This is a genomic window from Myxococcus guangdongensis, from assembly GCF_024198255.1.
Lineage (GTDB): Bacteria > Myxococcota > Myxococcia > Myxococcales > Myxococcaceae > Myxococcus > Myxococcus guangdongensis.
In genome coordinates, this window is record NZ_JAJVKW010000006.1 from 594164 (window position 1) to 620460 (window position 26297).

Consider the following 26297-nt stretch of genomic DNA (forward strand, 5'->3'; position numbering starts at 1 on the left):
TCTCCAACAACGGTTGTGTCCGGCCCACTGCCAAAACCATACAGGAATGATTCGGGCGGTGGTCGAGGAATCGTGCAATCGAAAGTCAAGCCATCCTCAGGAGCGCCTGGAGATGCTTGCGTCTTGGTCCAGTCTCTGCTTCGGACAGCGGCACGGAGTGGACAGTTTCACCGGGGCATGAATGTGCCGCGGCGTGGAAATCTTCCAGCCAGGGCACGGGGCTGTCCACGTATCCCTCCCATGAAGGACTCCCCCCGTCCCCCTCTCGCCCTGCTGCTCTGGGTCCTCTGGGTGCCGCTGCCCTCCTGGGCCCAATCGCTCCCGACCGCCGGTGGCGAGGCCCGCGCCGTCGAGGTCGACGTCCAGGCCACGGACGCGGGGACCACCATCGCCGCCGAGGACGCCACGCGCCTGGGCCTGGTTCCCGATGGCGGCGCCGTCTCCCTGCTGACGCCCCGCCTCGTGACCGACTCCCCGGTCTCCTGGCCCGAGGGACTGCATGGCGCCCCCAGCGACGTCGGCCTGCTCCTGCGCATCGACGAACAGGGCGCCGTGGCGGAGGTCACCGTGGAGAGGCCCGCCATGCACCCGGAGCTCAACGAGGCCGCCGTCCAGGCCGCGCGCGGCCTGCGCTTCACCCCGGCGAGGCTCGGCGACCGCGCTGTGTCCGTGCGCCTGCCGTACGCCTATCACTTCGAGCCCCCGGCCCCGCTCCTCTTCACCCAGTCCCGCCTGCGCGGCGAGGTCCGCGCCCGAGGCACCCGCGCTCCCCTCGTGGACGCCGCCCTGTTCCTCTCGGACGGCGAAGCGCCCGTCGCCATCACCGACCTGGAAGGACGCTTCGCGCTCGAGCTGCCCCCGGGCACCCACTCGCTCCGCGTGCGCGCCCCGGGCCATCAGCTCGGCACCTTCGAGGAGTCACTCACCTCGGGACAGACGCTCGACGTCATCTACCGCCTCCAGCCCACCCGCGTGAGCCCCTACGAGACCGTGGTCCGCGACACGCGCCCGCGCACCGAGGTGTCTCGCATCACCTTGCAGGAGCAGGAGCTGCGCGAGGTGCCCGGCACTCAAGGCGACCCGTTCAAGGTCATCATGCTCATGCCGGGGGTTGCCAGCGTCGCCTCGGGCCTCGGCTACCCCGTGGTGCGAGGCGGCCAGCCCGCGGCCACCGGCTACTACATCGACGGCGTGCGAGTGCCCATGCTGTACCACCTGCTGTTGGGCCCCGCGGTGGTGCACCCGGAGTTCATCGACACCATCGACTTCCATCCCGGCACACCGCCCGTCCAGTACGGACGGCTCCTCGGTGGCGCGGTGGAGGGCCGACTGAGCCGGCCACGCGAGGACCGTCCGCACTTCGCCGCGTACGCGGACCTCCTCAACGCGGGAGGCTTCGTCGAGGTCCCCTTCGACAGCACCGGCACCTCCCTCACCGTGTCGGGCCGCTACAGCTACACCGGGCTGCTCATCCCCCTGGCCTACGCCCTCTTCAACGACGAGGAGGACAACCCCATCCACGCGGCCTTCTGGGACTACCAGGCCCGCATCGAACAGAAGGTCGGCGCCGGACGGCTGCGCCTGCTCGCGCTGGGCAGCTCCGACGACGCGGGCGAGGCCACCGCCACCTACGAGGACAGCATGGGCGCCACCATCGTCTCGCGCTTCCACCGCGTGGACCTGCGCGGAACCCATCCCCTCGCGGGCGGTGAAGCGGAGCTCGGCTTCACGGTGGGCCTCGACGAAGTGGCCCTGCTCGGCTACCGGCGCCTCGTCCTCCGTGAGGAGCGTGGGCCGGAGGAGGTCCTCGCCGGTCGCTATGGATTGGACCAGCTCACGTTCTCCGCGCGCACCGGCTGGAAGCGCGAGCTGTCCAAGACCCTCTCGGTCCACGTGGGCGCCGACGTGGAGCACCGCCGAGTGGCCACTGGCATCACCGGCTCCGCGCGGCCCCCGGGCTGGCGTCCCCAGGATGATGCCCATCCATTGAAGCAACCCTCGGCGCTCGCCACCTTCACGGGCGTGTTCGCCGGCGCAACGTGGCGTCCCGCGGAGAAGTGGCTGGTGTCACCCGGCCTGCGCGTGGATGGCTATCACCTGGTCCCCGGCATCCAGCACGTCGTCGTCGAGCCGCGCCTGGCGGTGCGTCACACGCTGACGTCCACGCTCACGCTCAAGGGCGGCGCCGGGCTCTACCACCAGCCGCCCACCGTGCTGCTCCACCTGCCGGCGATGGACGTGTCGGGCCTGAACCACGGCGTCCAGGAGGGCGCCCAGTTCGACGTGGGCGCGGAGTGGAAGCTCGGCTCGGGCCTGGAGCTGTCGGGCGACGTCTACTTCAACCCGCTGTTCCGCACCGTGGAGTTCGAGGTGATGGACGTCCTCGAGAACCGCAAGCGCCGGGGACAGGCGCACTCGGACCCGAAGGCCCGAGGGTACGCGTATGGACTGGACCTGATGGTCCGCCATCCGCTGGGCCGCGATTGGTTCGGCTGGGTGTCGTACAGCTTCCTGCAGAGCAAGCGTCACCGCCGCTTCGCCCGCTACAACGACGACAACAGCATCCGGGAGATAGCGGAGGGCGAGCTGCCCTTCGCCTTCGAGCAGGCCCACGTCTTCAACGCCGCCGTCAGCTACAAGTTCGGCGACAACTGGACGGTGGGCTCGGTGCTGCACTTCAACACCGGCAGGCCCGAGTCCGGTGAGGTCTCCTCCGTCACCCAGCGCGAGTCACGCTCGCACGATGGCTACCGACTGTGGGTGCGTCAGGACGGAGATCGCGTGGAGCGACTGCCGCCGTTCTTCCGCGTGGACTTCCGCGTCGCCAAGGCCTGGTCCTACGAGGAGTTCAACGTCGAGGCGTACCTGGACATCCTCAACCTCTCGCTCCAGCAGGAGGTGTTCGCCTACGAGTACAAGCGGAAGGCCGGCAAGCTGAAACGCGACGCGATGGGGTTGCCCGTCATCCTGCCGATGTTCGGTCTGAAGGGGAGCTACTGAAGATGCGCCCATCTCTTCCGAGTCTGGGATTGTCCGCCGCGCTGCTGCTCACGTCGGGGTGTGAGCGGCTCCAGGACGACCTCGTCTTCGTGTATGGCCGACTCGAGCGGCGCGACGGCTCGTCCGTCACCGACGGCGTGGTGCCCTATGCGAGGACGGCCCACTTCGAGCCGCGCGGCGAGACGAACGTCGAGTACGTCATGCCGGAGTTCATCCACTCCGGAGAGAGCGTCACGGACGGCTACGGCGACTTCTTCCTGGAGACGCGTTACGGCGATGTGCAGTCGGCCAACTCGCCGGATCCAGATCTGCACCAGCCCTTCCGCTTCCGGGCACAGTGGCGGGACGAGACAGGCGCGGGCGTCTTCGCGTCCTTCATCTTCCAAGACGACGTGGAACTGCCCACGTTGCGCATCTGGGACTCACAGCTCGTGGTCACACCGGGCGCGGAGGGCTCCGTGGTGAGTTTCGGCGCGGTTCCTCCGTTGCCGGTGCCGCCCCTCACCGGCGAGTACGCGATGACGTCGGATGACCAGCAGAACGTCATCCCGGACCTTCCCACCACGCCGGAGCCCGCGCTCTTCATCGTCGAGGGTGACCAACCGCTGTTCCGGGTGTGGGCCGCGTCGTCCGGGTGGGTCGCCAATCGCTTCGTGCTGGAGGACTTCGCCCGGCCCGCCATCATGCTGCGGGCCCACTCCCTGGGCGCGTTCATGTTCTTCCCGCTGGGGGGCAAGCACAGCCCGTTGGTCTTCCGGGTGGACTGGCGGACAGAGGAGGTGCCACTGCCTCCCGCGGGGCTTCGGCCGGTGAGCCGGGGTGCCAGTTGCGAGCCCTCGCCTCCGAGGGGCGCGTGCCCCTGGACGGATGGGAAGCTGGAGCGTGTCGCGCTGGGCCTCAAGCCGGTGGATGGATTGACGCTCACGCTCGAAGAGCCTCGGAGCCTGCGTCACGTGGTGGTGCGCGGCGCGGAGGGGAGCTTCTCGGGTTTCGTGGTGGAGGGGAGCCTGGACGCCGAGCAATGGACGCGACTGGGCGTGCTGCGCAACTTCGCGAAGGACTATGTCCCGCCGCCCCTGAATCGCAGGGGGCCTCGCGCCTACAACGAACAGACGCAGTGGGACAGCCCCTTCGATGGGAGGTTCTCCTGGGCCCACGGGCCGCACTTCCTGGAAGGCCCCTTGGAGTCGGTCGGCCCGGTGCGCCACGTCCGGCTGCGACCGGTGAGCTTCGACCATGCCGGTGAGGCGCAGGTCGCTGGCGAGATACGGGCCTTGGGTGAGCTGTCCGTGTTCGACTAGCCCGCCCGCAGGCGCGCGGAGTCCTCCGCGTGCTTCTCCAGCGCCTCGGCGATTCGAGGCGCGTTCCACAGCGGGTCCAGGCACGGGCAGAAGTAGCCCGGGCCCGCCTTCTCGCGCACGGCCCACTCGAAGAAGCCGCGCGCCGTCGCGTGCAGTTCCTCCGGGAGGAAGAGCACCGCCACGTCGTACTCGGTGAAGCGCAACAGGCCTGGGACACGCCACTCCCGCTCCCAGTCGAAGCGGTAGTTGTAGGGCGCATTGTGGGCGTCGCCCTGGATGTCCACGAAGGGCGTCATGGACCACAGGGGATGGGCCCTGGAGTCAGGCGCTGCCAGGGCCTGGTCCACCTGGTGCTTGAGCGACAGGTGGGCCGGTGACGCGTACTGGACGTACCAGACGGGGCCGCCGCCCTGGGAGAGGATGAAGCTCTTGCGGAAGCCGATGCCATACAGGCTGCGTCGCTGGACGAGCCGGGCGAGCTGGTCCAGGGGGATTTCGCTGAAGCAGACCGCGCGATGACGCTCCGCGACCTGGGGCTCCTTGCGCGCGAGCCCGAAGCCCTGGGCTCCGGGGATGAGCGTGCGCGTGCCCAGGATGTTCATCATGTTCTGGTAGGCGTCATGGAAGGGCGCGCCCGGCTTCGTGAAGTGCACCACGAAGTCAGACATGTCCCGCCATTGTGCATTCGCCTGATAGCCCAGCATCGTCCTACCCCCGCGGTACTGTTCCGGAGCGGGGTGGTGCGCGCAACCCGAGTGCACATGTCTCCGGGATGCCTGTCTGCCCACCTGCCGGTGATGTGCGGTGGGAGGGGACCTCCGTGCGCCGCCCTCGTCGCCTGCTCGGGGTGTTGGGCGGCGGCGCGCGTCGCAATCGTTCCCAGGCACGTGGCAGATGGCGCGGCCAGCGGGAGAGCGAGCGATGCGCAACGGGGGATGGTTGTCGCCAGTCGAGCGGATGCGGCGCCTCGCGTTGTCATTGGAGCGGCTGGCCGCGCACGGGCTCGCGAGCGGCGCGGTGAGCGGCGCCACGGAGGGGCTGCAGGAAGAGCTGCCGGCGCTGGAGGGCACGCTGAAGGAGCTCATCCAGGACACGGTGCTCCTGCTGGCTCGCACGGTGCACGAGGCGAACGAGCATGCGCCTGGGGCCTGGACGCACACGCTCGCGGAGAGCGCCGTCCGCGGGGCGGTGGAGGAGCTGCGCCGCTCGATGCCCGGCGTGGACCTGATGTCGCGCGAGCTGGTGGAGCGGATGAATGGGTGGCTCGAGCGCACGGCGGAGACGGAGGCCCTCCGCCGCCAGGAGCTGCGCAAGCCTGGAGCCCGGGCCCGGACGATGGCGACGGGGGCGGTGCGGGGCGCGGTGAAGGAGCTGGAGCATGACATGGACCTGGTGGCGCCCATGGCCGCGCAGCTGGCGTCACGCGCGGGGCAGGGGCTCATCGAGGGGCTGAGCCGTGCGTTGGAGGCGCGGTCCGAGCGGCTCGACGAGGTGCTGGAGCGGGCGGGGCGGCGGTTCGTGCACTCGGTGGTGGAGCAGTTGGAGCTGGAGCTGAAGGCCCGACGGGAGGGGACGGACCTGGGCGGAGCCGTGGCGGCGATGGCCGAGCGCACGGCGGCGGCGACGGTGAGGGGCGCGTCGGAGGAGCTGCGGCGGCAGGGCAGGGTGGTGCGGGACGCGCATTCGGGCTCCGCGCTGCGGACCGCGAGCCGGGACGTGACGCTGGGCGTGCTCTCCGCGTTGTCGGAGCGCTTGCGTCGGCCGTTCGCCGTCGCGGCGGGGGCGGGCGGCGCGCTCATGCTCACCGCGCTCACCTTGAAGCGTTGGCGCTGACGCACCGGCTTCGCCCCGAGTGAGTCGCGGAGGTTCAGGAGAACGCCCCTGTGCGGCGCCACTCGGTGGCGACTACGATGGGCCGCCATGCTCCGTTCCCGCTCGCTGTCTCTGGTGGCCCTGCTCACGCTGGTCGTCGCGCCCTTGGCGCTCGCCGCCGCGGGGCCCCGGTTGCAGGCCTTCTTCCAGCCCGACCTCACCAACGTCGCCTATCAGCAGAAGGCCTACTCGCAGGTCGCCGGCAAGTGGAAGCAGCCCGGGCGCAAGGGCTTGCCCGCAGTGGGACGCAAGGCGGTGGTCCAGGCGGTGATTGGGCGGGACGGCAAGCTCGTCTCCGCGGTGGTGGGTGTGGAGTCCGGCTCAAAAGCCTGGGACGCCGCCGCGTTGTCTGCCGTTCAGAAGGCCGCGCCTTTCGCGCCGCTGCCGGCGGACTATGTACTGCCAACGTTGGATGCCCACTTCCACGTCGAGTGGACCGCCTCGCCTTGAACCTCCGGCCTCGTCGCACCGCCTCGGAGCCATCGATGACCCACGGGTTGCCGCGCTTCGCGTTCCTGGTCGTCCTGTTCCTGCTGGCCGCCCCGCCCGTCGAGGCCGCCCGCGAGCCCCGCCGCGTCGCGAGTGTGACGAGCATCATCGGCGTCTGGAAGGAGTCCCAGCACCTCTATGTGAAGGGTGACGTCGGCGCCACCGACGCCCAGCTCGAGTGGCTCGAGGCGTGGCTCACCCAGCAAGCGCCCCGCTGGACCGTGGTGTTGATGACGGACGCGAACGGTGAGCGCTACGTCGACGCGGAGGGAACGGCCTTCCGCGACATCGACGCCGCGCTGCACGCCCTGGGCAAGGGGTTGTCGAACCGGACGAACTTCGGCGCGCTGAAGAATCCCCGGACCGGAGAGTCGGACGGCACCGTGCTCCTCATCTCCCTGGCGGAGCGCCGCTTGTCGTACTTCGCCGCGGATGCGAAGGACCGGCGCGGCCTGGGCGAGGACCGCTGGGCGGGCTCGCTGGACGTCCGCGCAGTCGACGCCATGCGCAACGGGGGCCGCCTCGTCGACGCGGTGACGAACACCGTCGACTTCATCGAAACCCAACTGCGCGCCGCCCTGGACAAGGAGGAGTTCGAGCAGGCCCGCCGCATCGAGGCCCTGCGGAGTGGACTGCTGGCGCTCCAGAAGGAGCTCCCCGGGCTCGAGGAGCGACGCCTCTCCGTCTTCGGGTCGGCGATTCCGCCCCGATTGCCCGAGGCCTCCCTGGACCTCGAGGTCGCGGGCCTGACCCTCCGCCAGGCGCTCGCGCTGCTGGCGCCACCGCAGAAGGCGGACTTCCCCAAGGCGAAGGCCTTGTATGACGGGCTGCGCGCGGACCTGGACGGACTGCGCGCGGCGATGGAGTCCCGTCGGCTCGCGAGCGACCGATTGAAGGTCCTGGAGGCGGCGCTGGAGAGCCTGCCCGGACACCGCTTCGCGGGCTTCGCGAAGCCGCAGCTCGAGGCGCTGGACATCGCCGTGGAGAACGCCAACGCCGCGGTCCGGGACATGTCGCCGTCGCACCGTGACGCGCTCATCGCCGCCGAGTCCGCTCGCGTGAGGCTGGGCGAGGTCCTGTCGTCGGCGGAGAAGGACGAGCGACGCCTGAAGGCGATGGACGAGGGGCTGAAGGTCCTCGAGGCGATGCCGACCGCCGAGTCCGTCCAGGGCGAGCTCGCGGCGGCGAGGGCGGCGCAGCAGACGGCGCGTGAGGCCTTCGACACCCGCTCGCCCCGGCGTCGCTTCGCGGTGGATGACGGCGAGGAGGCGCTGCGGCGGGTGACGGCGGCGATGCAGCGGGCGGAGGAGCACCGGCGGATGCGTGACACCGGGGCCACGGCGGGCGGCGCGGGGCTGCTGCTGGCGGGCGTGCTCGCCCGTCGTCGGCGCAACGCGAGCCGGCGCAAGGCCAGCGAGGAGCATGAGCGCTTCCGCACCGTCGTCGACGAGAAGACGCAGGCGCTGTTCGATTTGCTGGAGCGCACGCACCTGGTCGCCGGCAAGTCCCGCGACGACATCGCGCGGCGATTCGAGGGCCTCACGCGCGAGCGAGGACAGCAGCTCGCCTCCGACGTGGACGAGCTCTTCCTGCTGGTGACGGCCGCCGCGCGCGTGCTGCACCGGGCCGAGGAACTGCTCGCGGGCACGGGCCCGCTGAACGCCCTGGGCGCTCACCTGGGCACCTCTCGCTACGAGAAGGTCACCGAGCTGCTGCGCGACGCGCCCATCGTCTTCCACCCGGATGAAGGCGTGGAGGGTGTCCTGCGCGGGCCGCGCTCGCATGCTCAACGCCTCATCGGGGACGTGAAGAGCTATCAGCCGTTCTCGCTCTCGTTCCTGGACCTGCTGGAGGCATTCAACGTCCGCGCGCAGCGGGCGCTGCTGCTCGTGGAGGCGTTGGAGCGTGTTGCGCAGGTCGCGCTGGACGGGGTGGCCGGGCTGGAGGCGTTCTGTGCCCGGCTGCGCTCGCTGACGCCCGGGGCGGAGGTGCTCCGGGTGAAGCGGGTGGTCGCCCTCGTGGTGCCTTCGTTGGAGTCGCTCGTGGCCGCCGCGCGTCCGTTGCTGGCCAAGGACCCGATGGCCGCGGTGGAGGGCCCGCTGACGGAGGGGGGGCGGCGCTTGGAGGACGCAGGGGCGCTCGTGGTGGTGATGACGTCGGCCGTGGGGCAGGTGGCTCCCTCGGTGGAGCGCGCGGGTGCGGCGTTGATGAAGGCGGGCTTGTCGCGTCGGTGGTTGGAGGACGCGCTCGCGGCCCGAGGCGAGGCGACGGAGAAGGTGGCGAAGGCGTTGCTCGAGGCCCCCGTGGGGGACGCTGTCTCCTCGTTGGAACAGTCGTGCTCGGCCCTGGCCACGCAGGCGGCGGAGACGGCCGACCTGGTGGCGCTCGCCGCTCGCGCACAGGACGCGCTGGGGCGCGCGCGGAGTGAGACGACGTCGGCGCGTGAGGCGCTGGGGCGCGAGCTCGACATGCCCGCGTCCGCGCTGCTGAACGAGCAGGAGTCGAATCCGACGGACCGGCACTCGGTCGGCACGCAGATGCTGGCCACCGCGCGCGAGGCGCTCGCGGAGGGACGACTGGAGACGGCGCGCGAAGCGCTGGAGGCCGTGTTGGCCCGTGTGGAAGAGGTGCGTGGCATCATCGAGCGCAGTCGTGAGGCCCAGAAGACCTTCGCCTCCCGGAGGGACGCCTGTCGGGAGGTGGCCCGGCGGCTGGAGTCGCGGGTGGCCGATGGCACCGTCCTGCTCGAGTCCCTGCGGAAGCGCTACCGCCCCTCCGCGCTGCTCCTGCGGCCGGAGGACCCCGTGCACCCCGAGGCCAACGGCACCGTCCAGGACAACCTGACGGAGGTCGGCCGTCACCGCCTCGACGCCGCGAACAAGCTCAAGGCGGCGGAGCTCGCCTTCACCGAGGCGCGGCTGCTCGCGTCCGCGGACCTGCTGGGCCAGGTGGAGCGGCTCCATGCGCTCATCGAGGCCCGCCTCCTGGAGGTCGAGGAGAAGTCGCGGCGGCTCCAGGTCGCGGAGGAGCACAACACCGGCGTCCTCCAGGCCGCCCGGGGGCTGCTCGCGGCCTGCACCGCCGATGTCTCGGACGTCCGGGTGATGCGGCCCACTGTGAAGGCACGGGACGCGGCCCAGGGGCTCCTCCAGGCGGCCGCGCAGCTCACGGAGGCGCGGCCCGCGGATCCGTTCGCCGCCGGAGAGAAGCTCACCGCGGCGTGTCTGGCATTGGAGCAGGTGCGCCAGTCCGTCGCCCGGGACAGGGCCCAGCACGCGCAGGCCCAGGACAGCGTCGCGTCGGCGCAGCGGGCCGTGTCCTCCGCGGACGTCTGGATTCGCCAGGCCGCCAATGACGGCATCGCCGACAGCCGCGCCACGGTGGTGGCGGTCAACGCCCTGCTGGCCCTGGGCTCGGATTTGTCGAAGGCCCAGGAGGAACTCGGCAGGCCCCATGGTGATTGGGTGACGCTCGACTCGCTGGCGGGGCGCATCGCCTCCGACGCGGCCCGCAGGACGGCGGACCTGCGGGGAGAGCTGCGCTCCGCCGAGCAGGCGGCCAACGCCATCGACGCCGCCGCCCGGCTCGTGCGCGAAGCGGGCTCGTGGCATGGGCGGCCCGGCGGCTCCTCGCTCGAGGAGGCCCGACGCTCGCTCGACCGCGGTCAGTACCTGGAGGCCGAGCGCGCCGCGGGCATGGCCTCGCGAGCCGCCTCCGATGCCATCGAGGAGGCCGAGGCGGAGCGTCGCCGTGAGGAGGCGCGCTCCCGCGAATCGTCGTGGTCCTCGTCCTCGTCCTCCTCGTCTTCGTGGTCCTCGTCCTCGTCGTCCTCCTCGTCGAGCAGCGACTCCGGCTTCTCCAGCTCTTCCTACGGAGGCGGCTCTTCTGGGAGCGGCTCGGGCTTCGGCAGCTCGAGTTGGTAGTACGGGGCCGCGAGTCCGGAATACGGAGCCCGAGTCGGTCATACCGGGCTATGGTGCGCGCCCATGGCAACCCCTCATATCTCCGCCGCACCCGGCGACTTCGCCGACGTGGTGCTGATGCCCGGTGACCCCCTCCGGGCTCGTTACATCTCCGAGCGCTTCCTGGAGGACGCCCGGGGCGTCACCTCCGTGCGCAACATGTTCGGCTTCACCGGCACCTATCAGGGCCGTCGCCTGTCGGTGATGGGGCACGGCATGGGGGTGCCCTCCATCTCCATCTACGCCACGGAGCTCATCAAGGTGTACGGCGCCCGCACGCTCATCCGCGTGGGCAGCTGCGGCGCGCTGCGTCCCGACGTGAAGCTGCGCGACGTCATCGTGGCCACCGGCGCGGGCACCGACTCCAAGGTGAACCGGATGCGGCTGCTGGACCATGACTTCGCGGCCGTGGCGGACTTCGAGCTCGCTCGCTGGGCCGTGGAAGCGGCCGAGCGGCGCAACAAGTCCGTGCGGGCGGGCTCCGTCTTCACCTCCGACCTGTTCTACCACCCGCAGGAGCAGCTCAACGCCGCGCTGGTGCGCATGGGCGTGCTCGCCATCGAGATGGAGGTCGCGGGCCTGTACGGCGTGGCGGCCGAGTTCGGCGCGCGCGCGCTGGGGCTCCTGACGGTGTCGGACCACCTGCAGACCGGCGAGCACCTGTCGCCCCAGGACCGGCAGACGACGTTCGACGAGATGATCGAACTGGCGCTCGACGTCGCGCTCAAGGTGCCGCAGCCGGCCCCCTGACGCCTCCCTTCCTGCTCGGTCAGTGTGTCCCGGGCCACTCCAGGTGGCCCCCTGGGTCGGGAGGGCGCCAAAAAAACCGGGGAGGGGCTTTGTGCTCGAACGAATCTCGGGCCATCCTTCGCCCCGGTGCGTTACCCCCTTTGGCTCCTTCTGGTCTGCGCCGGCTGTGCCGGGCGCGTGGTTCCCCACTCTGGCGGCGAGTCCGCCCTGGCCTCCGTGCGTTCAGAAGGACTGACGCAGGGGAGTCAGGAGGCGCCGCCGGTGGCAGCGCCGTCGCCGGCCTCCATCGAGACGGCCGCCGCGCCCGTCGCCGCCGAGGCTCCGGCCGAGGGTTGTGCGCTGTCCGAGGAGGACCTGGAGGGCGAGGACGAGACGGCGGAGGCCAGCGAGGGCGAGGGCGACGACGGCGAGGGTGAGACGCCGGTGGTGGGCGGTGAGGTGCCCACGGGGCCGCTCTACACGGCGGACCTCTCCGACGAGGAGCTGGCGCGACGCTGGAAGGACGACACCGCGTCGCTGGGGTCCATGGCGGTGGGCTTCGCGCACAGCGGCCGGCTGGTGAACTCGGTGCAGTTCCCCAAGGGGGAGGGCGCCGACTGGCTCGTGGTGCAGCCCGAGATTGCGTGGGGCACGCAGGAGAGCATCGACTATCTCATCGCGGCGATTCGCGAGGTGCGCGCGCGCTTCCCGGAGGCGCCGCCCATCCGCGTCAACGGCATCAGCAACAAGGAGGGCGGTTACAAGCGCCCCCACAAGAGCCACCAGAACGGCCGTGACGTGGACGTGGGCTTCTACTACCCGACGGTGGACCCCATCCGTGAGCGGGAGCGCGAGAAGTACATCAACGTGCCGCTCAACTGGGCGTTCATCCGCGCGGTGGTGACGAAGACGGACATCCAGCTCATCCTCGTGGACAAGCGCGTGCAGAAGGTCCTGTACGACTACGCGCTGTCGGCGGGGGAGGACAAGGTGTGGCTGGATTCGTTGTTCCACCCGGCGGGCATCATCCGGCACGCGCGTCGGCACCGGGACCACTTCCACCTGCGCTTCCACAACCCGAAGGCGCAGGAGCTGGGGCGCCGGGTGCAGCCGTTGCTGTCGCTCCAGCCCGAGCACAACGTGACGACGCACCGGATCCGCTCGGGTGACACGTTGGGTGGCATCGCGCTTCGCTACAACTCGACGGTGGCGCTGATTCGCAAGGCGAACCGGATGAAGAACAACTTCCTGCGCGCGGGTCAGCGCCTGGCGGTGCCGCTGCGAGGGCCGTGCACGCACTGCCCCGTGCCGCCGCCCTTCGTGTTGCCGCCGCGCACGCTTCCGCCCGAGCCGAAGGCCCCGTTGGTCGCCTCGGTGGGCGCGGTGGCGGCGACGGAGGCGGTGTCGGATTGCGCGAAGCCCGTACCCGCGCCGGCGCCGGGTACGCAGGTGGCGAAGTCCACCGAGTCCGCGCAGCCCGCCGCCGCGTCGGTGCATGCGGCCGCCGGGGTGCAGGCCGGTGCTGCGTCCGTGAACAGCGCCGCCGCGGTGCAAGCGGGTGCTGCGTCCGTGAACAGCGCCGCCGCAGTGCAGGCGGGTGCTGCGTCCGTGAACAGCGCCCCCGCCGTGCAGGTGGTGGGCACGCCGGTGAACAGCGGCGCCGGCCAGGCGGTGAACGCCGCGGTGCAGGCGGGTGATGAGTCCATGAACAGCGCCCCCGCCGTGCAGGTGGTGGGCACGCCGGTGAACAGCGGCGTCGGCCAGGCGGTGAACGCCGCGGTGCAGGCGGGTGCTGCGTCCGTGAGCAGCGCCGCCGCGGTGCAGGCGAATGTCACTCCGATGAACGTGGCCTCCGAGGCCTCGGTCGAGCCGGCTCGGGCCGTGGTGGCTCCGGCGGGCGCGGCCGCGCCGAAGCCGACGGTGATGCCCGCGTCCGCGCGCGAGCCGTCCGAAGGCGCCTCCGTGGGAATCACGCACGGACGCTGAAGGCCTGCCTCCGCGGGTTCGCCGTGGCTCGAATCGCCCCAGGCCCGCCCTCTTCAATCACTGAGGGCGGGAGCCACGGAACTCCTCAACATGGCGAGGCCGTGGGCTCCACGGGCTTTCACCGTCGCGTCATCGCTCGATGGATGGCGCCGTCTCGACGCCCGACGAGGCGTCAGCGCTCGGGCGTGATGCAGGCAGCCCGGCCCGCGCGCGATGACGAGGCGCCGTGGCGTGGCAGCCCCCGCGCATCCCTAGAACGGAATCCTCAACCCCAGGTCCGCGGTGGGGATGAACTTCCACTGGGTCTTCTCGTCCAGCCGGACGACCGCCACCGGCAATCGCCCGCCGAGGGTGACCGCCATCTGCGGCACCACGTACAGCGCGAACGACGCCACGGGCGCGGCCGACGGGCCGATCGTCCAGGCCGAGTCTCCATCTCCCGTCTGCACCACGATCTGCAATCCCGCCTCGAGGCCCAGCGCCAGCTCCGTGTACCGGTAGCGCTTCTTGAGCGCGTAGCCCACCGTCAGGCCCGTGGTGAACTCGCGGTTCTCCTCGTGCGGTCCCTGGCCCACCTCCAGCGCGAACGTCATGCCCTGGAGCGCCTTGGACAGCTCCGCGCGGAACGCCAGCAGCGCGCCGGCGGGGTCCACCACCGTGTGGCGCATCCCCGCCGTCAACGTCAGCTCCCGGTCCCCGGGCGTCACGGGCACATACGGCGAAATCTCGAGCGGCGGAGCCGCGCGGGCCGAATCACGCGAGCGCCCCTCGGTGACCGGCTCGGGAGCGCGGGCCACGAGGGGCTCGGGGGCGTTCTGGTTCTCGGCCAGCGGGGTGGCGGCGACACGTCGCTCCACCGAGGCCCAGGGTCTCGGCTCCTGGGATGTGTCCGGCTCTGGAGGCGGTGTCTCGGCTGGGGCCTGGGACTCCTCCGCGGTCGACTCGAGCCACTGCCACTCCTCCGGTGACGCGATGGCCACCTTCCGGGAGATGGGCACCGGAGTGCTCCCCTTGATGCCCGCGACGGTGGGCGAGGGCGGCGCCAGCTTCAGGTCCTCCCAGCGCACGCGGCTCACCTGTCCGGCCGCCGCGTTCACCGCGCCCACATGCTGTCGTCCCGCGCGCCACGCTCGCAGCTCGTACTCGCCCGGAGGCACGGCCAGCCGAGGCACCGCGCCCGGCCCCAGCTCGGCGAGCACCTGCCCTCGCCCCGGCTTCAACAGCAGCGCGCGCTCGAAGTCCGACGGCAACTCCAACGCCGTGCCCGGGCTCGGAAGCTGCGTGAGCACCAGCTCCCCCTTGCCCGTCAGCCGGTAGTCGTACGCCGGATGCTGCGCGCCCGTCAGCACGTCCGCGGTGGACGAGACGGTGTGCGCATACGCGTATTGATACGCCTCCGCCAACGTCACCAGTCCATCTCCAGACGAGTCCGCCGCGCCGCGAAGCCCCGACACCAGATGGTGCGTGAAGAGCGAGCCGCCCACCTCCCGCGACTCCAACGCCAGCTCATCCTCCGCGCTGGACGTCAGCAGCGCGTGCCCGGTGCTGTGCACCTCATCCGTCAGCCGCAGCTCGAACGAAGGACCCGGACGGCCACCCTTGAAGCGCAGCAGGGCGCCGCTGCGGCAACTGTCGACGATGGCCAGCCGCACGTCCGCGCGCGTCGCGTCCAGCCAGCGCCGCAGCTCCGAATACAGCAGCCGCTCCGTGCCCAGCTCCAACGCCACGCCGTCCGAGTGCCCGGAGAAATAGAACAGCAACACCACGCGCGTGTCCGCCTGACGCCGCAAGGCCTCGACCTTGCGAGCCGCCTCGTCCAGCGCGGACCGCACCGGCGCCAGCCCCTGGCCCTGCAGGATGATGAGGTCCGAGGGCGCCACGTCCCCCAGCTCCGACAGCACGCCCGCGAGCTTCGTGGCGTCGGCCTCCGCGTAGCGCAGGGGTGGACGCTCACCGCTGCCTACGTTGTGGCCCACCAACACGGCGATGCGTCGGGTCCCCGCCTCGACGGGCAGGGACGCGCACAGCACCGCGGCGACGACGAGGCAGCGCAGAGAGGTCATCACGGCTGGGTCTTCTCGAAGAGGAAGGTGGCTTGTGCTCCCGCGGCGACGGGCAACCGCCTGCGGTCCCGGATGACTTCCGCCCCCCCGGTGGAGAGCTCCCGCAGCGCTGGTGCCACCGACTCGAACGACAACGGCTGGCGGGAGAACAGCGCGAACAGTCGCTCGGGTCCCGGGGCGTTGTCGAGCACCACGCTCCCCGGAATCTCCACCGGCAGTCCCCGCGACGGCACCTGCACGCTCTCGTGTCCGCCGAAGGGGTAGTACGTGTTCACCTGTCCGGCGCCATCCACCGACACCACCAGCACGTAGGGCAGGCCCAGTCCCTCCACGACGAAGCGCACCTGGTCACCGGGCGCCAGCGCCTCGCCTTCCTCCACCTTCCACGTCCGCTCGCCCCGGTGGGCGAAGAGCTGGAGCATCGCGCCGCCCTTCACCGCCAGCTCCGGCTCCTGGGGCGAGGGCACCGCGACCAGCGCGAACAGCAGCACCACCGCCGAGGCCAGCGCGAGCGCGGGGGCCCACCAGCGCCAGTCACCCCACGGGGCCACGCGCGGGGAGGGGAGCTGGGCGCGGGGGAGCACGTGGGCGGTGAAGTGCCGGCGATGGGAGGCGAGCTCCTCGGAGCGGGCGCGGCAGGCAAGGCAGGTGTCCAGGTGGGCCTGGGTGGTGGCGCGCTCCGGAGGGGGGAGCGCGCCCATCGCGAGGGCCTCCAGCTTGAGGCTGGAGACGTGAGGGGGGGCGTTCATGAGGGGGGCCTCCCGGCGAGCGCGTGCGCATGCCGGTGGAAGTCTGCGAGCCGGTTGACGACGGTGCGACGGGAGATTCCGAGGAGCTGGGCCACCTCTTCCTGCGTCATGCCGTCGGCGAGGTGGAGCCAGGCGACCTCGGCCACCTTGGGGGGCGCGGTGGTGATGAGGCGGCGGGCGAGGTCCCGGTCCTCCAGCAGGCGCTCGCTGTCGACGCCGGGCACGTCGGGCAGCTCCTCCACGGGCACCGCGCGGCGGCGCCTGTCTCGGGCCTGGTTGAGGCAGTAGTTGGTGGCCACGCGGTAGATCCACGCGAGGGCGTGCTGGGCATCCGGGGCGCGGTCCAGCTGGCGGTGCAGCCGGAGGAAGGTCTCCTGGGCCGCGTCGGCCGCGGCGGCGTCATCGCCCAGAATCTGGCGACAGCGGGCGTACAGGGAGGGCCCGTAGGTGCGGTACAGCGTGTGGAGACGGTCTTCGGACATGGTGTTTTCGCGTTCCGGCCCCCTTACCAACACCGGGGGTGGGCGGATTGCGCAAGGCCCCCTCCGGACGCGGCCGGTGTGGTACCACGGGGTCGCCCATGGCCCTCCCCCCCCGTCGAGGCCCCTCGCTGGCGCACAAGGCCCGCCAGCGCACACCCGGCCACCACTACAACGCGAGCTTCCTGTCCGCCGCGGACAAGGAGGCCATCCTGACCTGGCTGGGAGGGCTGCACCCGCTGTGGGAGGAGCGCTTCTCGAAGCACTTCCCGCCGCCGCCGGGCCAGCAGCAGCGGCGTCTGCTCCGGCCCGTGTACTGGCTGGGAAACTGGCAGTTCGCGTGCCTGGACTACTACCGGCCGCCCAAGGGGCTCTGGAACCGGTGCGTGAAGGCGGAGCCGTTCCCGGAGGTGCTCCAGCGGCAGGTGACGAAGATCGAGGAGCTGGCGCGGCGCATGTTCCGGGGGCCGGACATGCCCAAGGGCTGGCACCTCAACACGTGCCTGGTGAACTTCTACGGCAACCGGCTGGAGGAGGACCGCTGGGTGGACACGGCGCGGGTGGGCGAGCACAAGGACTTCGAGCCCGGCCCGGTGGCGTCGCTGTCCTTCGGCGAGCGGGCGCTCATCCAGTTCGTGACGTCCTCGCGGCCCGGTGAGCGCGACGCGGTGGTGCTGGAGCAGTGGCTGGATGACGGCGCGCTGGAGCTGTTCGGCGGGACGCGGTGGAAGGAGGAGACGTTCCACCGGGTGCAGCGCGTGGACACGCGGGCGGGGCATGACCTGGCGCCGAAGCTGCCGGACTTCCGCACGCGCCGCATCAACCTGACGTTCCGCTACGTGCCGGATGAGCACGTGACGCCGTTCTTCAAGCTGTCACCCGAGGCGCGCGAGGACGTGCGCGGCTACATGCGCACGCTGGCCGAGGGCAGCGCGTTCTTTCGCGCGGAGCTGGCGCGCGAGCAGGCCTCCGCGCCCTGAGACGTCAGCGCGGTCGGCGCTTGCCGTGGGTCCGGGCGTGTCGACCCTGCGCCTTGCCAGGTGCCGACTCCGAATCCTTCTGCGGAGGACCGGGGTCCTTCTGGGACGCGAGGAAGCGCGTCCACGCCTCCTGGAACACGGGGTCCTCGCGCGGCACGGCGACGCGGGGAATCTGTCCGCGCATGATGCGCTCGATCTCCGCCACCACGTTCTTGTCGCGCGACGTGGCGAAGGTGGACGCGACGCCGCTGGCCTGCGCGCGCGCCGTGCGGCCGATGCGGTGCACGTAGTCCTCGGGCGAGTGCGGCAGGTCGTAGTTGATGACCTGTCCCACGTCCTCCACGTCCAGTCCGCGCGCGGCGATGTCCGTCGCCACCAGACACCGGTAGGTCCCCTCGCGGAAGCCCTCGAGCGCCTGACGCCGCTGGTTCTGCGTCCGGTCCGCGTGCAGCACCGCGCTCTTGTGTCCCTCGCGCTGGAGCAGCCGCAGCACCTTGTCCGCGCGCTCCTTCGACTTGGCGAAGACGAGCGCCGTCGAGTCACTCTCCGCGAGCAACGAGAGCAGGAGCGCCGACTTCTCCTCCGGCTTCACGATGTAGAGCCGCTGCTCGGCGCGCGCGGCGGGAGTCCCGCTGCGGGTCACCTCCACGCGCACCGGCTTGTACAGCCGCTCCCGCGCGAACCTCCCCACGTCCGGTCCGAGCGTCGCGGAGAACAACAGCGTCTGCCGCTTGCGAGGCAGCTCGGCGAGGATACGCTCCAACTGGGGCAGGAAGCCCATGTCGAGCATCCGGTCCGCCTCGTCGAGCACCAGCCCCTCCATCCGGTACAGGCTCACCGAGCCCGTCTCCAGCAGGTCGACGAGCCGGCCCGGCGTGGCGAGCACGAAGGTGGGGTGGGCCTTCAAGGCCTCCACCTGCGCGGACATGTCCTCGCCGCCGATGACCACGGTGTGCGTCAGCCCGCGCGCCTCGGCGAAGACGCCCAGCGGTTCGGCGATCTGCCGCACCAGCTCCCGCGTGGGCGCGAGCACCAGCCCCAGCGTGCCCTTCCTGCCCGCGAAGCGCTCGACGAGGGGGAGCACATAGGCGGCCGTCTTGCCGGTGCCCGTGGCCGCGCAGCCGATGACGTCCTTGCCCGCGAGCGCGGGAGGGATGGCCTGGACCTGGATGGGGGTGGGCTGGGTGAAGCGCACCCGGCGCAGCGCGCCGAGCGTGTCCGGGGACAACCCGAGCCGTTCGAAGGAGTCACTCACGGCCTGGGGGTATCACGGCGTCGGGCCCCGTGGGAAAGGGCCTGACGCCGGCACTGTCCTATGGCGTGTCGCGCAGCTTCTGGGCCCAGGGCTCCACGGCCCGCAGGACGCTCTTCACCCGATCGGCGGGCTTGCCGGCGTCCCTCAGCCGCTTGCCCAGCGCGTCCAGGTGCGGCACGGCGCGCTCGGTGAGGGCGACCAGGGCCGCGGCCACGTCGCAGGTGTCCGCGGCGTCGTCCATGCAGATGACCCTGTCGTCCAGGACGATGCGCCAGGTCTCCTCGCAATAGCCGCGGCGGCGCTGGTCCGGGATGAGGAAGAACGGATGGAACGTCCGCTCCAGCCGCTTCACCGTCTGGTAGATGGGCTGGTTGTCCTGCATCGAATCGCCGATGAGCTTCGTCACGTGGCGGCTGGCCACCTCCTCGAAGGGCGGCTCGTCGCCCGTCATGAAGAAGTAGCCCTTCTTGCCGCGCTTCTCGAAGCAGTCCATCGCCGTGTGCTCGGCGGCGAAGTACATGCCCAGCTCATAGGACTCGGAGGGATTCGGACCGCCACCGCGCTCCAGGAACATCCACGTGAGCCACTGGTCCAGCTGCTGCTCGGAGGACTCGAACTGGCCGACCTGGAGCGGGGCCTGGTCGTAGTCCGCGTCACCCACGGCCATGAAGAGCACCTGCGGGTCCGCGATGCCCGCTTCCATCAGGTCCTTCATGAACGAGGGGAACGTCTTTCGCGCCAGGATTTCGGGGATGTTGCCCATGGAGCCCGTCACGTCGAGCGACATGACGACGGCGAGCGAGTTGGGGTGGGCCGCGCTGTCCCGGCTCTCGCGGAACTTCACCCCGAACGGGTCCATCCTGGGATGACAGGCGCGCTGCTTGAACACCTCTTGCGGCGGCAGCTCGCTGCGAGCCTCCGTCATCGCCCTGTGCGCTTCGTGACTGTAGGACCCGTACCCCATGATGGATTGACCCCCTCGGTCGTGACACCACGAACGATGTCTCGTTTCCCCCGGACGCTAGCGCGGAGCCCCGGGGGTCGTCAGCCTCGGGACTGCTTGTCCCCGGCCGTCGGTCCCCGGGACGCCACGGTGACACGCGCCCCCAGGGCGGCTTCCACCCAGCCGAGGAAGCGCTCGACGCGGACGTCCGGGTCCTCACCCAACTCCAATGTCCTCCGCTCGGGCACGCAGCGGGCCAGGGCCCGGGTCAGACGCGCCTGCCAGTCGAGGTCCCGCTCGGAGGTGCTGGGGCGCAGCGCGGTGATGCGCTCGGAGCCAGGCGCCTCTCGGACCAGGGGCGAATCCTCGTGGCCGAGCGCGGCGCGATACGCGTCACACACCGGCCAGCGCGAGCTCAGCCGGTCCAGGTGGGTCACCGCGAGCGCATCCACACCGCCGGAGACATCGAGCGCATAGCGGCCGAGCACCGCGTCGAACGCGCCCACGCGAAAGCCCCCCTGCCATCCGTCGGCGCCGTTGTGGGGCTCGGGGAGAGAGGGCGCGAGGCTCGCGTCCTCGGTGGGGAACGGGCCCTCGCCGTGGCGCGTGGCATGGGCGCGCAGCACGCCCAGGCGGTGCACCTCTCCGTCGAAGCCGTGCTCGCGCAGCAATGACAGCGCGGGTTCGAAGGTGCAGGTGCTCCACGTGGTGTGGGGGTGGAAGCCGCGCCACTCGTCCAGCAGCACACCCTGCGCGCCCTCGAAGAGCGTGGTGCCCGCTCGCAGTCGAGGACCGAGCCATTCGTCGGCCACCACGCGATGAAGAGGCTCAATGGTCCCCACGGCCTCGACCCAGCGAGCACTCACGCCGGAGTCCTCGAACATCGCCCGCTCCGGCGCGGCGTCGGGGAGGCTCCCGGTGACGCGCAACACTTCCTCCAGCTCTCCCCGCAGTCGCTCCTGCGCCGCGCGGGCCTTTCGCACGAGTCCGCCCGCGTCGCGCAGGTCCCCCGCGAGCACGGTGTCCCCGGGATGCGCGAGCGCGTCGCGCACCGTCTCGCCCACGCCCACGCCGCAGGTGCCGTGTCGCGCATCGCCCCGAGCCAGCTCCCGCAGCCTCCCGGCCGCTTGATGGAACGGCGTGATGACGCGGGCCCGCTCGCTCACCGTCACGCGGGACAGGGCCTCCGGCACACCGCGCTCGGCCAGGTAGCGCGCCTCCACGCGCAGGGCCAGCGGATGGAAGACGGTGGAGCGCGCCAGGTGCGTCCACACGCCGGGGACGAAGGTGCCCGCGCCGAACTGGGAGAAGGTGTGGTGTCGACCGTCCTCGGTGACGACGTTGTGTCCCGCCTGCGCGCCGCCGTTGAAGCGCACCACGAGCCGCGCGTCATGCCGACGCGTCAGCCAGTCCGTGAGGGTGCCCTTGCCCGCGTCGCCGAAGCCCAGGTCGACGACGATGTGCGCCGCGCGCGAGGCGCTCATCGCCCGTCGCGAGGCGCCAGGCGCTGGTGGCCGGAGGTGGCGTCGTCGATGGGCAGGTGCTCGTCCTCCAGCCGGGGCCGAGGCGTGCCGTCGCGCCCCAGCGTGGCGGCGAAGGGCGTGAGCGCGCGGATGACGGCGCCGCGACGGGAGCGGTCCCGACCCTCGCGCTCCAGGTGTCGGGCCAGCGCGTCGATGTCGGCGATGGCGCCCTCGCACAGGCCCACGAGACTGGAGGTCACGTCCACGCAGTCTCCAGGTTCCTCCAGGCAGATGACGCGGTCCCCGAGCAGCTCCCGCCAGTACCGCTCGCAGTTGCGGCGGCGGGCCAGGTCGGGGATGAGGAAGAAGGGCTCGAAGGCGCGCTGGAGCTCGTCCACCACCTGCTGCACGGGCAGGTCCTTCTCCAGCCCGTCCCCCATGAGCGCGGCCACCTGCGCGTGCGAGACGAACGGGTAGGGACGCTCGTCACCCGTCATGAAGAAGTAGCCCCGGCGGTCGCGCTTGCGGAAGCAGTCCAGGTCCGTGTGGCGCGCGGCGAAGTACATCGCCAGCTCATACGACTCGTGGCCCGGCGTGCCGCCGCCGCCCTCCAGAAAGGACGACGTCAGCCACTGGTCCATCTGCCGCTCGTTGGACTCGAACTGGCCCACCTGCAGCGGCGCGCGGTCGCTGTTCGCGTCGCCCACCGCCATGAAGAGCACCTGCGAGTCCGTCACGCCCGCGTCCAGGAGCGCCCGCATGAAGCTGGGCAAGCCGCGCCGCGCCAGCAGCTCCGGGATGTCTCCCATGGAGCCCGTGACGTCGAGCGCGAAGATGATTCCCAACGAGGTCGGATGCACCTCGCTGTCGCGGCTCTCGCGCCAGTTCACCCCGCGCGGGTCCATCAACGGATGGCAGCGCTCCTGCCGGAAGAGGACCTGCCGGGACAGGGTCCCCCGGGCCTGGATGAGCGCCTCGTGTGCCTGGCTGCTGTAGCTCCCGTAACCCATTGCTCGACTCTCCTTCCGCGCGAGGCGTCAATCCGCGCTCAGCGCCACCCGGGCAGGGTGAAGGGAACGAAGCGCGGAGGACCGAAGGCCTCGAGCGCCGCCCGTGACACGTCTTCCTTCACGCTCCACGCATCGACGACGGCGCCGCGCTCGAGCCGGGCCTGGTCGCGCAGCAGCACGAAGAGCGGCTCCGGCACCCGCGATGGCGCCAGCCCCGTCGCCGCCGTTCCCCCGAGCACCCAGGCGAGCGTGCGCGCGAGCATGACCAGGTCCGTGGCGGGCGTGGGCGTGGCGCCATCCAGGATGTCCTCTGGATAGAAGTCCGCGTGGGACTTGCTGGCGGAGGCCACGGGCAGGTACGTGCGGTACTGCACCGCGCCAGCCCAGCCCACCAGCATCACGCCATGGTCCCTGGGGTGGACGAGCAGGTGGGGCGGCAGCACCGCGCCGTGGGCGTAGCCAGCGCGATGCACGAAGCCGAGCACCTCCAGCGCGCGCTTCCACATCCACACGGCCGCGCGCGGGTCGATGCCCTCCGGATACACCTGACGCAGCTCCGTCAGCGAGTGCTGGAAGCCGCTCGACCAGCGATAGACGGCCGCCGCGCGAGACGTGCCCACCGGGTCCTTCACCTTGCCCCGGGCCACGGGCTGGGGGAGCAGCCGCGTGAAGTGCTCGGCGCCCTGGGCGCTGGAGCCCTGGAACTCCTCGAGGATTTCGTACTCCCGGGCGACCAGGTCCGCATCCCACAGCGCGCGGGCGACCTTCAGCACCACCATCTCCGTGATGCGCGCGTCGCGCCGCGCGAGGAACACGTCGCAGCTGTCCCCCTGGCCCAGGCGGCCGAGCAGCACGTAGCGCGTGCCCGCCACGGTGACGCGAGGTCGGTCCGGGGCGAACGGCGGGTCATCGGCCGGACGCGCGGGCTTGGGCCAGACGGCCACGCCCTTGGCGGACACCATCGCGCCGCAGTAGGCGCAGGTGAGGATGCCATTCGCCGAGGCGGGGGGCGGTAGGTTCGCGCCGCAGCCCGGACACTTCAGAAGTTGTAGTTCCATCCGACCCCCTCATGCGATGCGGGGGCAGCATACCGTGCCCACCGGAAACCCAGAATGACTCCCGTTGCCCCCGTGCTGCCCGTGGTGCTCGACACCAATGTCGTCCTGGACCTCTATGTGTTCGAGGACCCGGCCCTGCGCGAGCTCCATCAGGCCCTGAAGGATGGACGCCTGGTGGCCTGGGCCGAGGAGGCGACGCTGGCGGAGCTGGGGTATGTGCTCGCCTCGCGCCACTTCCTCCCGGGCCGGGCCCAGGACGCGCGGAGCACGGCGCTCTCCCGCTACCGCGAGCACGCGCGGGTGTTGCCGGCGGGGGAGGGGAGCACCGCGCTCGATCTCCCCCGGTGCAGGGACCGCGACGACCAGAAGTTCCTCGTCCTGGCCGCGCGTGCCGGGGTGTCGTGGCTGGTGAGCAAGGACAAGCGCGTGCTGTCCATGGCGGACCGGCACGGGATGCCCTTCCTCATCCTCACGCCCCGGCAGGCGGTGGCGCGACTGACCGCTCAGGCGTTGGACGCGGGGCGGTAGCGCAGCACGCGCGCGTTGTCGGCGTTCACCACGAAGGCGGTGATGCTCTCCAGGCGGGACTTGCCCGCCTTCTCGCTCCACTCGAGCACGTAGAAGTAGACGGGCTCGCGAGAGCCGTGCGTGTTGCCGTACACGACGAGGGTGTCGGCCCGCTGGTCCTTGTAGGTGATGAGCGTCTGGCGGAAGGTGAGCCACACCTCGCGGCTCCCTGACTCCTCGGAGGTGCCGCGCAGGAACGCGGTGGGCTTGTCGAGCGGGCCCTGGAGGAACTCGCCGCCCGCGGCTTTGTGCTCCAGCAGCTCGCTCTTGGAGCCCGAGGAGTCGGTGAAGACGCCCGAGCATTCCTCCTCGCAGGTGAAGTCATGGGCATCCGCCGGGCGGGACGCCTCGCGGCGCTCGACCTGGCAGCGCTTCTCACACGCGACGAGCTCGCGACCTTCCTGGGCGCGCGCCTTCTGGATTCGCGCCTTGATCTGCGCCTGGGCCGTGTCGGCCTCGAAGAACGTGGTGTCCGCCAGGTGGAGCAGCCCGGCCACGCGCACCAGGCCCGGGTCCTCCATCGCGGACAGCGCCGCGCTCGCCGCGGCCTTCTGGGGGCGCAGCTGCGCGGGCTTCACGCGGGTCCAATTCGCGCGGGCCTCGGAGTCGGTGCCCGTGCGGTTCAGGTCGACGCGGTCGAACGCCTCGGCCAGCTCCCGGGCGCGGGCGAGCGCCGCCTTGTACGCGGGCTTCTCCGGGACGGTGGCCATGAAGTCCACGGCCCGCGTGCCGTCGGGTCCACCGGGACGCGCGAGCATCTCATCCTCCGTGAACTCCTTCTCGAACAGGGTCTCCACCTTGTAGCGCGGCGCCCACTCCACCTTCGCCTTCGTGTCGTTGCGCGCGGCCGCCATCTTCCGCTCGTACGCGTAGGTGCGCACCTGCTCGAACGCCGCCGTCTCCGCCTCGGCCTTGTACGGGTCCTCGCCCTCCACGTACACGCGCAGGTCGCTCAGGCACGTGTCGTCATACGTCGCGCCCGGATAGGTGGTCACGAGGGTGAGTCGCACGCCGCCCACGCGCGCCGGCACGGGCACGCGGACCTCCTGCCAGCCGAGCACGTCGCGCAGCTCCGCCTCCACCGGCGTGCCCGTCGTCTGCGGGCCCGTCTCGCCCTGGACCAGCGGCTCCAGCTTCACCTTCCGGGGGCGCGCGTTCGCGCGGTAGAGCTTCTCGGACTTCTGGTAGCCGTTGCGCACGAAGACGCGGAACACCTTGGCGCGCGTGAGGGACGGCCCCCACCACTCCAGGGCCTCGCCCTCGCCGCGTCCCTTCGCGCCCTCCACCCACGCGGTGGCCGGGTCGTCGTCCGCGACATAGAGCGGCAGATAGTTCTGCGCGTGTTTGTTCCAACCGTTCTCCAGGAAGGTGGACGCCGTCACGCGGCGCGGATGCAGTCGGTGCGCGCTGCCCGCGTCAGGCTCGAGCAGGATGGGTGGGGCGGCGGCGAGGATGAGCGACAGGAGGATCATGGCTTGCGCTCCGGGGTGTGGCGGGGTGGCGGAAGGGGGGCGGCCCACAGCACCAGTCGTGAGAGGCCCGCGGGATAGAGTCCCGAGTCTTCCTGCTCGCGGGACACCAGGTGGTAGACGACGCGCGCGTAGCGGGCCGTGGTGGGGAGCCGGACGCGCAGGGGACGGCCTGGGACGAGGCGGGTGTCCTCGATGGCGCCCAGGTGGGCCAGCGGCTCCGGGGCCCACTGGCGCACCTCCAGGCGGCGGCCCAGCGTGGCCACGGTGGTGGCGGACTCGAAGAGGGGATTGTCGGCGACCTCCACGCTCACCCAGCGCATGACGTCGCCGGAGGGGAAGCCATGGCCGACCTCGCGCGTGGACAGCACGAGCGCTCCATCGTGCGGCTCCACGACGAGCGCCGCCTTGAGCGCCTCGGTGCGCCGGGTGCCGCCCAGTCCGTGGTCACCCCGAGGCATGTGGCAGTCGGTGCAGTGGCGCGTGTCTCCGGTGGCTTTGCGCCAGAGGGTCCACTCGCCCACCGTGTCCTGTTGCCACTCCGTCTTGGAGAGGCGGACGCGCTGGCCGTCGGTGTTCAGGACCGGGAAGCCGAACTGGTGACAGCCCGCGCAGGGCATGCCCGGCGTCGTGGCCTGGGCCTTGTCGATGCGCGCGTGACAGGCCGCGCAGGTGACGCCGTGCTCCTCGGGAGGACTGTTCGCGGGCAGCGGGCCGCGCTCCAGGTTGCGCGCGAGGGGCGCGTGGCATTGGACGCACCAGCCCGGACGGTCCTCGGTGATGGCGACCTGGAAGACGTCATCCGTGCGCGCCGAGGCATGGCCGCTGTTCCTCCACGCGTCGACCTCGGGCGCGTGGCACTCGGCGCAGCGCTGGATGCTCCAGTCCGGCAGGCCGTGCGGCGCGGGACCCACCTCCATGC

Annotated in this window: 20 protein-coding genes; 9 read left to right on the forward strand and 11 right to left on the reverse strand. The window is 71.3% G+C overall.

Going from position 1 to position 26297, the window contains the following annotated elements; genetic code table 11:
* The first annotated feature begins 240 nt into the window (after positions 1–240).
* Positions 241–3000, forward strand: coding sequence for a TonB-dependent receptor domain-containing protein (locus tag LXT21_RS21715; protein WP_254040061.1), 2760 nt, complete (start codon positions 241–243; stop codon positions 2998–3000).
* Positions 3001–3002: 2 nt separating this feature from the next.
* Complete coding sequence (locus LXT21_RS21720) at positions 3003–4301, forward strand: hypothetical protein (protein ID WP_254040062.1); 1299 nt, start codon at positions 3003–3005, stop codon at positions 4299–4301.
* Here LXT21_RS21720 and LXT21_RS21725 read toward each other — a convergent pair.
* Complete coding sequence (locus LXT21_RS21725) at positions 4298–4969, reverse strand: abortive infection system antitoxin AbiGi family protein (protein ID WP_254040063.1); 672 nt, start codon at positions 4967–4969, stop codon at positions 4298–4300. The genes LXT21_RS21720 and LXT21_RS21725 overlap by 4 nt on opposite strands.
* Before the next feature lie 253 nt (positions 4970–5222).
* Between LXT21_RS21725 and LXT21_RS21730 the strand changes: the two genes are divergently transcribed.
* The 5 genes from LXT21_RS21730 to LXT21_RS21750 all read left to right on the forward strand — a co-directional run bounded on the left by LXT21_RS21730 (position 5223) and on the right by LXT21_RS21750 (position 13339).
* Positions 5223–6134, forward strand: coding sequence for a hypothetical protein (locus tag LXT21_RS21730; protein WP_254040135.1), 912 nt, complete (start codon positions 5223–5225; stop codon positions 6132–6134).
* A gap of 87 nt (positions 6135–6221) precedes the next feature.
* Complete coding sequence (locus tag LXT21_RS21735) at positions 6222–6623, forward strand: TonB family protein (protein WP_254040064.1); 402 nt, start codon at positions 6222–6224, stop codon at positions 6621–6623.
* A gap of 35 nt (positions 6624–6658) precedes the next feature.
* On the forward strand, positions 6659–10585 hold the full coding sequence (locus LXT21_RS21740; RefSeq protein ID WP_254040065.1) for a hypothetical protein: 3927 nt from the start codon (positions 6659–6661) through the stop codon (positions 10583–10585).
* A 63-nt stretch (positions 10586–10648) separates the two neighbouring features.
* Positions 10649–11374: a purine-nucleoside phosphorylase gene (gene deoD, locus LXT21_RS21745; RefSeq protein ID WP_254040066.1), complete on the forward strand. Its 726-nt coding sequence runs from the start codon at positions 10649–10651 to the stop codon at positions 11372–11374.
* Positions 11375–11635: 261 nt separating this feature from the next.
* Positions 11636–13339 carry a LysM peptidoglycan-binding domain-containing protein gene (locus tag LXT21_RS21750; RefSeq protein ID WP_254040067.1) on the forward strand — a complete coding sequence of 568 codons (1704 nt, stop codon included), beginning with the start codon at positions 11636–11638 and terminating at the stop codon, positions 13337–13339.
* A 251-nt stretch (positions 13340–13590) separates the two neighbouring features.
* Here LXT21_RS21750 and LXT21_RS21755 read toward each other — a convergent pair whose 3' ends face one another.
* The 3 genes from LXT21_RS21755 to LXT21_RS21765 are packed head-to-tail and all read right to left on the reverse strand — an operon-like array spanning position 13591 to position 16633.
* Positions 13591–15402, reverse strand: a complete 1812-nt coding sequence (locus LXT21_RS21755) for a caspase family protein (protein ID WP_254040131.1) — start codon at positions 15400–15402, stop codon at positions 13591–13593.
* Complete coding sequence (locus tag LXT21_RS45220; RefSeq protein ID WP_267145419.1) at positions 15402–16151, reverse strand: DUF4384 domain-containing protein; 750 nt, start codon at positions 16149–16151, stop codon at positions 15402–15404. Before LXT21_RS45220 ends, LXT21_RS21755 begins: the two co-directional genes overlap by 1 nt.
* Positions 16148–16633, reverse strand: coding sequence for an RNA polymerase sigma factor (locus tag LXT21_RS21765; protein WP_141328153.1), 486 nt, complete (start codon positions 16631–16633; stop codon positions 16148–16150). Before LXT21_RS21765 ends, LXT21_RS45220 begins: the two co-directional genes overlap by 4 nt.
* A gap of 98 nt (positions 16634–16731) precedes the next feature.
* On the opposite strand from LXT21_RS21765, the gene LXT21_RS21770 reads away from it, so the two are divergent.
* Positions 16732–17610, forward strand: coding sequence for an alpha-ketoglutarate-dependent dioxygenase AlkB (locus LXT21_RS21770; protein ID WP_254040068.1), 879 nt, complete (start codon positions 16732–16734; stop codon positions 17608–17610).
* A gap of 4 nt (positions 17611–17614) precedes the next feature.
* Here the strand turns inward: LXT21_RS21770 and LXT21_RS21775 are convergent, their stop codons facing one another.
* The 5 genes from LXT21_RS21775 to LXT21_RS21795 form a co-directional block, all read right to left on the reverse strand.
* Positions 17615–18865 carry a DEAD/DEAH box helicase gene (locus tag LXT21_RS21775; RefSeq protein ID WP_254040069.1) on the reverse strand — a complete coding sequence of 417 codons (1251 nt, stop codon included), beginning with the start codon at positions 18863–18865 and terminating at the stop codon, positions 17615–17617.
* Between the two features lie 58 nt (positions 18866–18923).
* Entirely contained in the window at positions 18924–19790 is an 867-nt protein-coding gene (locus LXT21_RS21780) for a VWA domain-containing protein (protein ID WP_254040070.1), read from the reverse strand.
* A gap of 119 nt (positions 19791–19909) precedes the next feature.
* On the reverse strand, positions 19910–21292 hold the full coding sequence (locus tag LXT21_RS21785) for an adenylosuccinate synthetase (RefSeq protein WP_254040071.1): 1383 nt from the start codon (positions 21290–21292) through the stop codon (positions 19910–19912).
* Positions 21289–22281 carry a vWA domain-containing protein gene (locus tag LXT21_RS21790; protein WP_254040072.1) on the reverse strand — a complete coding sequence of 331 codons (993 nt, stop codon included), beginning with the start codon at positions 22279–22281 and terminating at the stop codon, positions 21289–21291. Before LXT21_RS21790 ends, LXT21_RS21785 begins: the two co-directional genes overlap by 4 nt.
* Before the next feature lie 38 nt (positions 22282–22319).
* Positions 22320–23339 carry a protein kinase family protein gene (locus LXT21_RS21795; protein ID WP_254040073.1) on the reverse strand — a complete coding sequence of 340 codons (1020 nt, stop codon included), beginning with the start codon at positions 23337–23339 and terminating at the stop codon, positions 22320–22322.
* 54 nt (positions 23340–23393) lie between these two features.
* Between LXT21_RS21795 and LXT21_RS21800 the strand changes: the two genes are divergently transcribed.
* Positions 23394–23867 (forward strand): PIN domain-containing protein, encoded by a 474-nt coding sequence (locus LXT21_RS21800; protein ID WP_254040074.1) that lies wholly within the window; start codon positions 23394–23396, stop codon positions 23865–23867.
* Here the strand turns inward: LXT21_RS21800 and LXT21_RS21805 are convergent.
* Together LXT21_RS21805 and LXT21_RS21810 are read right to left on the reverse strand one after the other, a co-directional pair.
* Positions 23843–25378, reverse strand: coding sequence for an NADase-type glycan-binding domain-containing protein (locus tag LXT21_RS21805; protein ID WP_254040075.1), 1536 nt, complete (start codon positions 25376–25378; stop codon positions 23843–23845). The genes LXT21_RS21800 and LXT21_RS21805 overlap by 25 nt on opposite strands.
* Positions 25375–26295, reverse strand: coding sequence for a cytochrome c family protein (locus LXT21_RS21810; protein ID WP_254040076.1), 921 nt, complete (start codon positions 26293–26295; stop codon positions 25375–25377). The genes LXT21_RS21805 and LXT21_RS21810 overlap by 4 nt, the downstream gene beginning before the upstream one ends.
* Positions 26296–26297 lie beyond the last annotated feature (2 nt).

Bases quoted from the DNA above. Each gene is read 5' to 3' on its own strand.
- LXT21_RS21715 (WP_254040061.1), top strand. From the start codon at position 241: ATGAAGGACTCCCCCCGTCCCCCTCTCGCCCTGCTGCTCTGGGTCCTC.
- LXT21_RS21720 (WP_254040062.1), top strand. From the start codon at position 3,003: ATGCGCCCATCTCTTCCGAGTCTGGGATTGTCCGCCGCGCTGCTGCTC.
- LXT21_RS21725 (WP_254040063.1), bottom strand. From the start codon at position 4,969: ATGTCTGACTTCGTGGTGCACTTCACGAAGCCGGGCGCGCCCTTCCAT.
- LXT21_RS21730 (WP_254040135.1), top strand. From the start codon at position 5,223: ATGCGCAACGGGGGATGGTTGTCGCCAGTCGAGCGGATGCGGCGCCTC.
- LXT21_RS21735 (WP_254040064.1), top strand. From the start codon at position 6,222: ATGCTCCGTTCCCGCTCGCTGTCTCTGGTGGCCCTGCTCACGCTGGTC.
- LXT21_RS21740 (WP_254040065.1), top strand. From the start codon at position 6,659: ATGACCCACGGGTTGCCGCGCTTCGCGTTCCTGGTCGTCCTGTTCCTG.
- deoD (WP_254040066.1), top strand. From the start codon at position 10,649: ATGGCAACCCCTCATATCTCCGCCGCACCCGGCGACTTCGCCGACGTG.
- LXT21_RS21755 (WP_254040131.1), bottom strand. From the start codon at position 15,402: ATGACCTCTCTGCGCTGCCTCGTCGTCGCCGCGGTGCTGTGCGCGTCC.
- LXT21_RS45220 (WP_267145419.1), bottom strand. From the start codon at position 16,151: ATGAACGCCCCCCCTCACGTCTCCAGCCTCAAGCTGGAGGCCCTCGCG.
- LXT21_RS21765 (WP_141328153.1), bottom strand. From the start codon at position 16,633: ATGTCCGAAGACCGTCTCCACACGCTGTACCGCACCTACGGGCCCTCC.
- LXT21_RS21770 (WP_254040068.1), top strand. From the start codon at position 16,732: ATGGCCCTCCCCCCCCGTCGAGGCCCCTCGCTGGCGCACAAGGCCCGC.
- LXT21_RS21780 (WP_254040070.1), bottom strand. From the start codon at position 19,790: ATGACGGAGGCTCGCAGCGAGCTGCCGCCGCAAGAGGTGTTCAAGCAG.
- LXT21_RS21785 (WP_254040071.1), bottom strand. From the start codon at position 21,292: ATGAGCGCCTCGCGCGCGGCGCACATCGTCGTCGACCTGGGCTTCGGC.
- LXT21_RS21790 (WP_254040072.1), bottom strand. From the start codon at position 22,281: ATGGGTTACGGGAGCTACAGCAGCCAGGCACACGAGGCGCTCATCCAG.
- LXT21_RS21795 (WP_254040073.1), bottom strand. From the start codon at position 23,339: ATGGAACTACAACTTCTGAAGTGTCCGGGCTGCGGCGCGAACCTACCG.
- LXT21_RS21800 (WP_254040074.1), top strand. From the start codon at position 23,394: ATGACTCCCGTTGCCCCCGTGCTGCCCGTGGTGCTCGACACCAATGTC.
- LXT21_RS21805 (WP_254040075.1), bottom strand. From the start codon at position 25,378: ATGATCCTCCTGTCGCTCATCCTCGCCGCCGCCCCACCCATCCTGCTC.
- LXT21_RS21810 (WP_254040076.1), bottom strand. From the start codon at position 26,295: ATGGAGGTGGGTCCCGCGCCGCACGGCCTGCCGGACTGGAGCATCCAG.